Source organism: Flavobacterium sp. KY-23415, from assembly GCF_055384985.1.
In genome coordinates this window covers 209,742-221,375 of sequence record NZ_AP044001.1, presented here as the reverse complement: position 1 = coordinate 221,375, position 11,634 = coordinate 209,742, and the positions used below count along the sequence as shown (strand labels likewise).

Here is an 11,634-nt window from a genome sequence, read left to right as displayed (position 1 = left end):
GAAAATCCCCTTTAAGAAATTATAAAAAGTGAAAAAAATGAAAAAAGGTATATTAATCATAGTTTTTATTTTAACAGGAGTATCAGTGTACTCTCAACAAGATTCACAGTTCACTCAATATATGTATAACACTGTTAATATTAATCCTGCATATGCTGGTTCACGAGGTGTTTTAAGTATATTTGGTTTGCATAGAAATCAATGGATAGGTCTAGAGGGAGCTCCAGTGACCAATACATTATCACTAAATACTCCAATTAATAACTCAAAAATAGGGTTGGGAGTTTCTGTAATAAATGATAGAATTGGACCGTCAGACGAAAATGCAATATCAGTAGATATTTCATATTCTGTTCCAACGTCGGAATCATTTAGGTTATCTTTCGGTATAAAAGGAACTGCGAATTTATTAAATGTCGATTTTACAAAATTGAATATTTATGATCCAAATGATGAGTTTGGAAGACAAAATATTGATAATAAATTTTCTCCAAATGTAGGTGCTGGAATTTATTTCCATTCAGATAAAAGCTACATAGGATTGTCAGTGCCAAATTTCCTTGAGACAAGGCATTTTGATAAGAATGAAACAAGTTTTAGCTCTCAATCTATAGCTGTTGAGAGAATGCACTATTACTTAATTGGAGGTCATGTTTTTGATTTTTCTGAGAATATTAAATTCAAACCCGCAATCCTTACTAAATTAGTACAAGGTTCTCCATTACAAGTAGATTTATCAGCAAATGCATTGTTTAATAATAAATTTACTGTTGGACTTGCATATAGATGGAGTGCTGCAATGAGTGCAATGGTAGGATTTCAAGCATCAGATTCTTGGTTTATTGGATATGCATACGACATGGAAACAACCAAGCTCGCTAATTATAATTCAGGTTCTCATGAAATATTTTTGAGATATGAATTATTTAAAAATTATGATAAAGTTGTATCACCAAGATTCTTCTAAATAAATTGAAAGTTATGAAAATGAGATATTTATTATTTATATGTTTATTTAGTTTTATATCGCTTTCTGCTCAACAAGCAAAATTAGCTTCAGCAGAAAAAAAATATAATTCGTTAGCATATATTGACGCAATTGAGATTTACGAAAGAGTGGCTGAAAAAGGACATGAATCGACTGATTTGTTTCAGAAACTAGGTAATTCCTATTACTTTAATGGAAATTTAAAAGAAGCTGGGAAATGGTATGAGAAGTTATTTAGTTTAGGGAAGGAAGTTGAAGTGGAGTATTACTATCGCTATGCGCAATGTTTGAAAGCAGTAGAGAATTATACTAAAGCAAATGATTATTTATCTAAGTTTTCTGAAAAAACAAAAACAGATAATCGTTCAGTTATCTATAATGAGAACAAGAATTACTTATCAGATATAAAAAAAATATCCAATAGATATACAATAGAAAATGCAGAAATAAATTCTGAGTTTTCAGATTATGGTTCAGCTTTATACAAAGATCAATTGATTTTTGCTTCTGCTAGAGATACTGGAAGTGTTTCAAATGTGAAAAGTAAATGGACAAACCAATCTTTTACTAATTTGTATTCTGCGAAAATAGACTCAGAAGGAAATTTAAATACACCAGAAGAATTTTCTAGAAAAGTAAATTCTAAATTGAATGAGTCAACACCTGTATTTTCTAAAGATGGGAAAACAATGTATTTTACAAGAAACAACTTTAATAATGGTAAAAAAAGAACTGATAGTGATAAAAAAGTTCTATTAAAGTTGTATAAAGCCACTTTAGAAGGAGATAATTGGAAAAATATCGAAGAACTTCCATTTAATAGTGACGAATACAGTGTTGCGCATCCAGCATTAAGTCCAGATAATAAAACATTATATTTTGCATCTGATATGCCTGGAACAAAAGGGCAATCTGACTTGTTTAAGGTTGCTATTAAATCGGATGGTTCATTTGGAACTCCTGAAAACTTAGGACCCAAAATAAATACCGAAGCAAGAGAAACATTTCCCTTTGTGGATAATGATGGAATTCTTTATTTTGCTTCAGACGGTCAATTAGGTCTTGGCGGGTTAGATATTTTTGCAGTAAAAATGTATGATGACGGAAGTTATTCTAGAGTTTTAAATTTAGGAACACCCGTAAATGGATCGAGTGATGATTTTGCTTATTTGATAGATTCTAGGTCAAGAGTTGGATTCTTCTCTTCAAATAGAGCGGAAGGTAAAGGATATGACGATATTTATAAATTTAAAGAGAATACACCATTAGAATTCGATTGCAGACAAGCAATAACTGGTTTTGTTTCTGATGAAGAAACTTCAGAAATTATTTCCAAAGCGAACATTAGATTGTTTGATGCAAATATGCAACAGTTGTCACAAATTTTAGTAGATAAAGATGGAAGATATCGTTTTGAAGGTTTAGATTGTAATAAAGTTTACCACGTTAGAGCTGAAGTTCCAGAATATGAAACATCTGAGGTATCTGTAACTACTGACAAAATCTCTGGTGAAACATTAGCAACACTAGAAGTTTCTAAACGAATGAAAGAAGTTGCAGTAGGTAAAGATTTAGGAAAAGTGTTTGGAATTAAAATCATCTATTTTGATTTAAATAAAGCAAATATTCGTAAAGATGCTGCATTAGAACTGGAAAAGATAGTTGAAGTAATGAAAGAAAACCCATCTATAAAAGTAGATGTTCGTTCACACACAGATAGCAGGCAAAGTGCAGAGTATAATGAAAAATTATCAGACAAAAGAGCAAAAGCTACTGTAGCTTGGATGGTTAAAAAAGGCATTTCTGCCGATCGACTAACAGGCAAAGGATATGGAGAATCGCAATTAGTAAATAAATGTTCAGATGGAGTAGAATGTTCAGAAGAAGAACATCAAGCGAATAGACGAAGTGAGTTTATTGTTATTGAAATGTAACAATAAAAGTTTTAAAAAAAGAGCATCAACAAAATTGATGCTCTTTTTTTGCTTAATATTTTAGTTAATAGCCATAGATATAGTTGCAATATACGTTTGAATTGCTATTTTTGTTGGTTAGTAATAAAAAATAAATTTTATATGAAAAACTTTGTATTTGTAGTAATATGTTTTTATTCGTCCTTATTTTCTTTTGCACAAGAAAAATTATTTACTATTGATGAGCACTCTTATTACACAGATGAATTTTTAAGAGTATATAATAAAAATTTAGATTTAGTAAAAGACGATTCGCAAAAAGATTTAGATAAATATTTAGAACTTTTTTTAGGATATAAGCTGAAAGTAGAGAAAGCATATAAACTAGGATTACAAAATGATCCAAAATATAAAAGTGAATTAGCGTCTTATAGAGGTCAATTGGCTAAAAATTATTTAAACGATACTAAAGTAACTAACGTTTTAATTGAAGAAGCATATGATAGAATGAAAAAAGAAGTTAAAGCTTCACATATTCTTATAATGCTTGATGAATTAGCAAAGCCAGAAGACACATTAAAAGCCTATAATAAAATTTTAGATTTAAAAAAACGTATTGATAAAGGTGAAAAATTTCAAGATTTAGCTGCTAAATTTTCAGAAGATCCTTCTGCAAAAGAAAATAAAGGAGATTTAGGGTATTTTTCTGCTTTTAGAATGGTATATCCTTTTGAAAACGCTGCATATACGACTCCAGTAGGAAAAGTTTCAAAACCATTTAGAACTAGATTCGGCTATCATATTTTGCAAGTTGAAAACATTAGAGAAAATAGAGGAGAAGTTACAGTTGCACACATAATGATTTTGAAAAAGAATTCTTCTGATGCAGGAACAGAAGGTAAAGAAAAGCAAACAATTGAAGAAATTTATAAAAAAATTAAGCAAGGTGAAAGCTTTGAAGCTTTAGCAAATCAATTTTCAGAGGACAAATCAAGTGCTTCAAAAGGAGGTTTATTACAACGATTTGGTTCTGGTCAATTAACGTCAATAGAATTTGAAAATGTTGCTTTCTCATTAAAAGATAAAAATCAAATATCAGAACCTTTCGAATCACAATTTGGGTGGCATATCGTCAAACTAATTGAAAAAAATCCAATAAAAAGCCTAGAAGAACTTAAATATGAATTAGAAAATAAAGTGAGAAGAGATGAAAGATCTCTTTTGATAACTAATTCATTAGCAAAAAAAGTTAGAGAAAAATATACGTTTGTAATAGATGATGCTGTTTTAAACAAGATTAAAAAAGCAGTTACAAAAGAATATTATACGAACTCTTGGGCGATTCCAGTCGATGAAAAAGAAATAAAAGGAGAACTTGCAGTAATTAACAACGATAAAAAATTATTAGCAGAGGATTTTGTTAAATATCTGTTTGAACAACAAAAAGGAAATACTAAAACAGAACCAGTTACTAAATTAGTTGAAGAGCTTTTTCAAAAATGGTCCGATGAAAAGTTAATCGAATATTACGATAATAATTTAGAAAATGAATTTTCTGAATTTAAGTATGTCATGGACGAGTATAGAGATGGATTATTACTGTTTGATTTAATGGAAAAAGAAATTTGGAATAAAGCAAAAACAGATACAATAGGATTAACTGATTTCTATAATAATCATAAAAATGATTATATGTGGAAAAAACGAATTGATGTAGATTTATTATCATCTACAGATGAAAAAATAATTAAAAAAGCAAAATCATATTTGAAAAAAGGAAAAACATTAGACTATATTAAAGAAAAACTTAATATAGACGATAAGGTAAATATTATTGAAAAATCGGGTGTTTTCGAAGAAGATTTTGATGTTTTACCAGAATTAAATGTTGAAAACAAAGGAGTGACACAAATTGTTTCCAAAGGAAATTATTATTTTGTAGCCAATGTAAAAGATATAAAAGAAGCAGAACCCAAAAAAATAGAAGAATGCAAAGGGAAATTGGTTAGTGATTATCAACAGTATTTAGAAAATAATTGGGTATCAGAATTGAAAAAAGAATTTTCAGTAAATATAAATCAAGAAGTATTTAATAAAGTTAAAAAACAATTGTCAAAATAATGAAGTTAGTACAAATAGTCATATTAATTTTTATAACCACTTCTTGTGAATATTTTAGAGCACCAAAAGAACCTCAGTCTATTGCAAGGGTTGAAAGTGAATATTTGTATAAAGAAGATATATTAAATTTAGTTCCAAAAGGAACCTCAAAAAAAGACAGTATAGAAATTGTAAAGGCTTATATTGATAGATGGGCTACACAAAAACTACTGTTTAAAGGTGCAGAATTAAATTTAAGTAAAGATAAAATTGCAAATTTTGAAGCTTTAATTAATCAATATAAAATAGATTTATATTCAAAGGCATACATTGAAGAATTAGTGATTCGAAAAATTGATACACTGGTTTCTGATGAACAAATTAAAGATTACTATGAGAAAAATAAAGATTTTTTTAAGAACCCATCAGAGCTTGTAAAGTTAAGATATATTAATTTAGTTAAAGAAAATCCAAAATTTGATAAAATTCAATCAAAGTTTACTTCCTTTGCTGCGAAAGATAAAAAAGAATTAGAACAATTGTCAATTCAGTTCAAAAGTTATGCTTTTAATGATTCCATTTGGGTAGATATTAATCAAGTGTATGAAAAGTTGCCATTTATTACTCTTGAAAATAAAGACAATTATCTTTCAGATGGAAAGAATTTTAAATATTCAGATTCAACAACAATTTGGTTAGTGAAAGTAAAGCAGGTCTTGCCTAAAAACAGCTTAACACCTTTACAGTTTTTAAAACCAACAATTAAACAGATTATAATTAATAATAGGAAATTAGAATTAATAAATACAATAGAAAAGGAAATTACAAATGATGCTATCAAAAGTAAAAAATATGAAATTTATAAGTAAAAAGACAATCATACTGTTTTTTTTATTGTCAACAGCAATAATAAATGCGCAAGCAACAAAAGAAAAAGTAGATGGTGTAATTGGTGTAGTGGGAGATTATGTTATTTTAGATTCTGATATCGACTTAGAATATATTCAATTAAGAGCACAAGGTGTAGATGTAAAAAATATTACTCGTTGCGAGTTATTCGGCAAACAATTAGAAGATAAATTATATGCACATCAAGCAGTTCAAGATAGTATTGTTGTTTCAGACGCAGAGGTTAATGGTTTTATGGAAGAGCAAATAGACGCTATGGTAGAACAAGTTGGTTCTATGGACAAGGTGTTAGCTTTTTATAGAAAGAAAAACGTTGACGAGTTTCGTGCTTATTTCTTTGATATTATTAAGAATAATAAGTTGACATCTCAAATGCAAAAAAAGATTGTTGACGAGGTGCAAATTACTCCAGAAGAAGTACGTAATTTTTTCAAAGAAATCCCTAAAGAAGAAATTCCAACATTTGGAGCAGAAATAGAAGTTGCTCAAATTGTTGTGAAACCTGTAGTTCCTGAAAGCGAAAAGAAAGCAGTTATCGATAAATTAAACCAATTAAGACAAGAAGTACTAAATGGTGCTAGTTTTTTTAGTAAGGCAGTTTTGTTTTCAGAAGATCCAGGTTCAAGTTCTAATGGAGGATATTACAAAATGAACAGAAAAACGCCTTTTGTAAAAGAATTTAAAGATGTGGCGTTTTCTTTAGGAGAAGGAGAAATCTCAGAACCTTTCGAAACAGAGTTTGGTTACCATATTATTCAAGTAGAAAAAATTAAAGGACAAGATGTTGAGTTAAGGCACATTTTAATCTCTCCAAAAGTTTCTCCAGAAGCTCTTAAAGATGCAAAAAATAAAATTGAGGGGATAAGAACCAAAATTTTGACGGGAGAAATTTCATTTTCAGATGCTGCAAAAGCATCGTCAGATGAAAAAGAAACAAAAAACAACGGAGGTGTACTTTTAAATCCTAGATCCTTAGAACCACGTTTCGAGCTAACGAAAATGGATCCTGCTCTATACGGAAGAGTTTCAAATTTGAAAGATGGTGAAATAACATTGCCTTTTCTAGATGAAGAAAGAACAGGAAAAGTATATAAAATTATCACTGTAAACAATAGAACAGAAGAACACAAAGCAGATTTTTCTCAAGACTATTTGAAAATTAAAGAATTAGCTTTGAAAGACAAGCAAATTAAAGCAATTGCAAAATGGACAGAAGAAAAAATTAATGAAACATATATAAAAATAAGTTCAGATTATAAAAAATGTGAGTTCACAAATAACTGGTTGAAAAATTAGTTTATTTTTTTATAAAAATTTTAATAGAAGCGAATGGTTAAGGTAAATCAGTATATGAATTTCCTGCCATTCGCTTTTATATTTCATTGAAAAATGAAGCAATGAAAAGATAATAACCTCTGTCAAGCCTAAATAGTAATTGTCTTTACTTTTTTATAAGTATTTTTTCTTACTTTAGTAACTTCAAAATAATAAAATAATACCAAATATAATAAAAAGATATATATGTCAGATGTAGCAGCAATTCAGCAATTAGTTCAAAAACAAAAAGCTTTAAAACAAGAAATTGCTAAAGTTATTGTAGGACAAGAAGAAGTAATCAATCAAATTGTACTTAGTATTTTTGCTGGTGGTCACGCTTTGTTAATTGGTGTTCCAGGATTAGCAAAAACATTAATGGTGAATACTATTGCAAAAGCATTAGGTTTAGATTTTAAGCGTATTCAATTTACACCCGATTTAATGCCTTCTGATATATTAGGAAGTGAAATACTAGACGAAAATCGTCAATTTAAATTCATTAAAGGACCTGTTTTTTCCAATATTATTTTGGCAGATGAAATCAACCGTACACCTCCAAAAACACAAGCTGCATTATTAGAAGCCATGCAGGAAAGAACAGTAACCGTTGCGGGACATAATTATAAATTAGACTTGCCCTATTTTGTGTTGGCTACACAAAACCCAATTGAACAAGAAGGAACCTATCCTTTGCCAGAAGCACAGTTAGACCGTTTTATGTTTGCTATAAAATTAGAATATCCAAGTTTTCAAGAAGAAGTAAGTGTAGTAAAAGCCACTACTTCCGATTTTAAACCTGTAGTAAATTCATTGTTCACAGCACAAGAAATAATCGATTTTCAAAATGTCATTCGAAAAATCCCTGTAGCCGATAATGTAATCGAATATGCAGTGACATTAGTAAGTAAGACCAGACCAGATAATCCATTGGCTACCGATTTTGTAAAAACCTATATCGATTGGGGTGCTGGACCAAGAGCTTCTCAAAACCTAATTTTAGCGGCAAAAACACAAGCAGCTCTTAATGGGAAGTTTTCACCAGATATTGCCGATGTTCAAGCCGTGGCAACAGGTATTCTACGCCATCGTATCGTGAAAAACTATAAAGCCGATGCGGAAGGAATAAGCGATGATGAAATAATTAAAAAATTGTTTTAGGTTTTAAAAAAATGAGAAAAATTATTTTGTTAATTGTATTGTCTGTTTCAAGTTTTGTGTTTGCGCAAAAAGAAGGTCAAGATTTTTGTAAAGGAAATAATAAAGGAAGTTATTTTCCACTTGATATTACCAAAAAGAAAATATATTGGTATAGTACTTTTTATTATGAAGTTCCTAACGGAATAAAAATAAAAAATGAAAAGCAATATGTTGAATTTATGCAACAGTGGGAAAATGGTGAAGTTGATTTTCTTTATTTAAGAGAAGAAAATGGTAAGGTATATCAGTATGAAGAATGTTGTAATACAGAATCGTTGCGTTATTCTGATTTAATGAAAAACAAAGAGAAATGGGAAAGAATTGAAGATGAAGTAGGGTATGTTGTACTTTCAACAGATGGGAAATTAAGAACCCCATTTTGTAATTATAAAAATTTGTTTGTATTAAGAGCAGAATACAATAATGGAGTTACTTATGATTTTTATTATCAAAAAGGACTTGGTTATATTGGAGCTACTTGTAAAGGGGAATTAATATCATATATAACTCCTAAAATGTGATTTATTGTAGTTTCAATCTTAACTTTTTTAATGGAAAAGAATGTTTTTTCTAGAAAATCAGAAAGGAATTTAAAGAATATAAATGGTGGGATTTTATGAAATATCTTTAGATAATAGTACTAGTTTTGAATAGACTGCTTAATCTTATCTTCTAATTCCTTATCATAAAAAAACAAAAACATACTTCCCATCATGTCTTGGTCAATTGCAGAAGTATTATCTACTTCTAAAACCAATTCATAGTCATGATCGGCATATAACCATATACCTTCAATAGAACTAAAGGGAGTTACTTTTTGTAACCCAATCTTGTTTTTGAAATTCGTAATAGTGCTTTTAAAAAGTATTTTTCCAGTACTAACGTCTAGCAAAGCAATAGAAGTGGCAAAAGGATGCACATGAATAGCCGAATAATGCAAACGCAAACTATCTTTGAACTGCAATTGATCTTTAATTGAACTTCTGTAGGTGTTTTTTCCTTGAGGTACAACCCAGTGCCCAGAAAGCGATTGCCCCATGGCATCAGTATAACTATGATATTTTGGATCTACTGGCACACATTGATTACTACCTGGAGCAAGCGGACTCTTATATGGGTTCTCTACATTATAGGGTAATTGAATAAAAACGGTCTTGCTCATTAATGGTTTTTGTTGTCCATTGTAAGGTTCGTGTGTAATGGTTACTTCGTGTTTTAATTTCTTAAAAATAGAAACTTCGTTATGATTCAATACCTGAGAAGTTATATAGAGAAAATCATTGCCTTTAATAGGGACACCATATCCTTCTGGAAAATTGGAAGTAATAAAACCATTGGAAAGAGAAGTTAAACGAGGAAATTGTTTACCAATACGTTCTTTTAAATCCCAATGAGAATAATAATTAACATCATTAATATCAACATTCATGTGGCAAATAAAATCATTAGATAATAGAGCATTTGTTTCAGCATCAACAGCTTTAATGTCAAAACCAGTAATCCAAAACAAATCCTCTGCTTCACTCAATTGAATAAATCTTGAAGCTTGTGGTCCTTCCATAGATTTATAAATACCATCAACTAAAAAAGTAGGAGATAACATCTTGTGTACAGAAGAAGTAGATTCAATTTGCCATTCGCTATCAACTAAACCTAATGTGTGTAATATGGTTGTTTTTACAATCGCTTTTTTTCTTTTTGTAAGCTGAAAATAGAAAATTCCGCCACCTATTATCCCGATTAAAAAAAGAACTCCTAAAATTTTATATATCTTTGATTTCCTCATTGTTGAATACTATAAAAACAAAAATAACAAAATCTATAATGAAAGCTAATAATACACAACGAATTTTTGGTTTAGATTTAATGAGAGCCTTCGCAATACTAATGGTGTTATGCTCTCATATTTTATGGATTTACCCAGCAAAAAGAAATTTTATTACCAGTGCTTTCGAAGTTTTTGGACTTTGGGGAGTTGAAGTATTTTTTGTGTTGAGTGGTTTTTTAATTGGAGGAATGCTATATAAAATCTATACGCAAGCTCATTTTAGAAAACTAGACGTTCTCGTTTTTCTTAAAAGAAGATGGTTTAGAACCCTTCCGAATTACTATTTAGTTTTAATCATTAATATACTATTAGCATATTATATAGGCTATGAAGCAAAATCCATGTGGAAATATTTTTTCTTTCTTCAAAATTTCTCAACTCCAATGCTCCCTTTTTTCCCAGAATCATGGAGTCTCTCTGTAGAAGAATTTGCTTATTTATTGTTGCCTATAGCGCTTTTGTTTTCAATGTTTATAAAAGTAAAAAACAAATCAAAAAGGTTTATTTCTGTAATTGCAGCTCTAATACTTTTTTTTGTTACAATGAAAATAGTTTATCATTTTGCAAACACAAATTCTACCATGACACATTGGAACATGGCATTAAAATCAGTAGTGATTTATAGAATAGATGCTATTTTGATTGGTGTTGCAATGGCATGGTTTTCAAAAAACTACTCAAATTTTTGGAAAAAATATAAACAGAGTTGTTTTGTTTTGGGAACTCTAGTGTTGATGTTTATTTTTGCAGGAGTAAGCTATTTTAAAATTTTTATAGATAAACATTCTTTTTTTTGGAATGTACTCTATTTGCCTATAAATTCAATAGGTTTTGCTTTGTTTTTACCAATATTATCCGAATGGAAAACAACAAAATATTACTTTTCGGGAATTGTTAAATTTATTAGTAAAGTATCCTATTCGGTATATTTAATTCATTATTGTATTGTGCTTCAACTTATGAAAAATTGGATTGACACTACAAAATATACAATCCCACAATTACACGTTTTTACGGTAGTCTATTTAATAATTACTTTTGGATTAAGTTTTTTGCTTTATAGATACTATGAAAAACCAATTATGGACAGGAGAGATCGATAGATTTTATGGAGTTGAAATTTTCAAAATCGTAATCTAAGTTTTGAAATTTAAGAATTTGATAAAAAATAATTCTGAAATTAAGAATAATTTAATAAAACGTGTTAAAAGCTATTTTTGATGAATAATTTTCAGTAAAATAGAATCTTTTTAAATAATAATGAGTAGAAAAGATGCTTTTATTAAAAATTTTTAAATCTCATTACTATTTAGTAAATTTGCTCGTCTTAAAAAAAATCAAGAAATAAATAGTGATAGATGAAAGATTTTTAGTTTCTTAAA

The 11,634-nt window shown here is 29.1% G+C and carries 9 protein-coding genes; 8 read left to right on the top strand and 1 reads right to left on the bottom strand.

Going from position 1 to position 11,634, the window contains the following annotated elements; all coding sequences use genetic code 11:
• Window positions 1-37 precede the first annotated feature (37 nt).
• The 7 genes from ACZ49Z_RS01065 (at window position 38) to ACZ49Z_RS01035 (ending at window position 8,945) form a co-directional block, all read left to right on the top strand.
• Window positions 38-967, top strand: coding sequence for a PorP/SprF family type IX secretion system membrane protein (locus ACZ49Z_RS01065; RefSeq protein ID WP_464306354.1), 930 nt, complete (start codon window positions 38-40; stop codon window positions 965-967).
• A gap of 14 nt (window positions 968-981) precedes the next feature.
• Window positions 982-2,922, top strand: coding sequence for an OmpA family protein (locus ACZ49Z_RS01060; protein WP_464306353.1), 1,941 nt, complete (start codon window positions 982-984; stop codon window positions 2,920-2,922).
• Window positions 2,923-3,063: 141 nt separating this feature from the next.
• Entirely contained in the window at window positions 3,064-5,022 is a 1,959-nt protein-coding gene (locus tag ACZ49Z_RS01055; RefSeq protein WP_464306352.1) for a peptidylprolyl isomerase, read from the top strand.
• Entirely contained in the window at window positions 5,022-5,870 is an 849-nt protein-coding gene (locus ACZ49Z_RS01050; protein ID WP_464306351.1) for a hypothetical protein, read from the top strand. The genes ACZ49Z_RS01055 and ACZ49Z_RS01050 overlap by 1 nt, the downstream gene beginning before the upstream one ends.
• A complete protein-coding gene (locus ACZ49Z_RS01045; RefSeq protein ID WP_464306350.1) occupies window positions 5,854-7,206 on the top strand; it encodes a peptidylprolyl isomerase in 1,353 nt (450 codons plus the stop codon). The genes ACZ49Z_RS01050 and ACZ49Z_RS01045 overlap by 17 nt, the downstream gene beginning before the upstream one ends.
• A 225-nt stretch (window positions 7,207-7,431) precedes the next feature.
• Window positions 7,432-8,385, top strand: coding sequence for an AAA family ATPase (locus ACZ49Z_RS01040; RefSeq protein ID WP_464306349.1), 954 nt, complete (start codon window positions 7,432-7,434; stop codon window positions 8,383-8,385).
• A gap of 11 nt (window positions 8,386-8,396) precedes the next feature.
• The gene (locus ACZ49Z_RS01035; protein ID WP_464306348.1) at window positions 8,397-8,945 is read left to right on the top strand and encodes a hypothetical protein; all 549 of its coding nucleotides are present in this window, start codon (window positions 8,397-8,399) and stop codon (window positions 8,943-8,945) included.
• 119 nt (window positions 8,946-9,064) lie between these two features.
• On the opposite strand, the gene ACZ49Z_RS01030 is transcribed toward ACZ49Z_RS01035, so the two are convergent.
• On the bottom strand, window positions 9,065-10,210 hold the full coding sequence (locus ACZ49Z_RS01030) for a hypothetical protein (RefSeq protein WP_464306347.1): 1,146 nt from the start codon (window positions 10,208-10,210) through the stop codon (window positions 9,065-9,067).
• Between the two features lie 38 nt (window positions 10,211-10,248).
• Between ACZ49Z_RS01030 and ACZ49Z_RS01025 the strand changes: the two genes are divergently transcribed.
• Window positions 10,249-11,355 (top strand): acyltransferase family protein, encoded by a 1,107-nt coding sequence (locus ACZ49Z_RS01025; RefSeq protein ID WP_464306346.1) that lies wholly within the window; start codon window positions 10,249-10,251, stop codon window positions 11,353-11,355.
• Window positions 11,356-11,634 lie beyond the last annotated feature (279 nt).

What these genes read in the sequence shown, in the direction of transcription:
- ACZ49Z_RS01025 (WP_464306346.1), top strand. Translation starts at nt 10,249, where the DNA reads ATGAAAGCTAATAATACACAACGAATTTTTGGTTTAGATTTAATGAGA.
- ACZ49Z_RS01065 (WP_464306354.1), top strand. Translation starts at nt 38, where the DNA reads ATGAAAAAAGGTATATTAATCATAGTTTTTATTTTAACAGGAGTATCA.
- ACZ49Z_RS01035 (WP_464306348.1), top strand. Translation starts at nt 8,397, where the DNA reads ATGAGAAAAATTATTTTGTTAATTGTATTGTCTGTTTCAAGTTTTGTG.
- ACZ49Z_RS01040 (WP_464306349.1), top strand. Translation starts at nt 7,432, where the DNA reads ATGTCAGATGTAGCAGCAATTCAGCAATTAGTTCAAAAACAAAAAGCT.
- ACZ49Z_RS01050 (WP_464306351.1), top strand. Translation starts at nt 5,022, where the DNA reads ATGAAGTTAGTACAAATAGTCATATTAATTTTTATAACCACTTCTTGT.
- ACZ49Z_RS01030 (WP_464306347.1), bottom strand. Translation starts at nt 10,210, where the DNA reads ATGAGGAAATCAAAGATATATAAAATTTTAGGAGTTCTTTTTTTAATC.
- ACZ49Z_RS01060 (WP_464306353.1), top strand. Translation starts at nt 982, where the DNA reads ATGAAAATGAGATATTTATTATTTATATGTTTATTTAGTTTTATATCG.
- ACZ49Z_RS01045 (WP_464306350.1), top strand. Translation starts at nt 5,854, where the DNA reads ATGAAATTTATAAGTAAAAAGACAATCATACTGTTTTTTTTATTGTCA.
- ACZ49Z_RS01055 (WP_464306352.1), top strand. Translation starts at nt 3,064, where the DNA reads ATGAAAAACTTTGTATTTGTAGTAATATGTTTTTATTCGTCCTTATTT.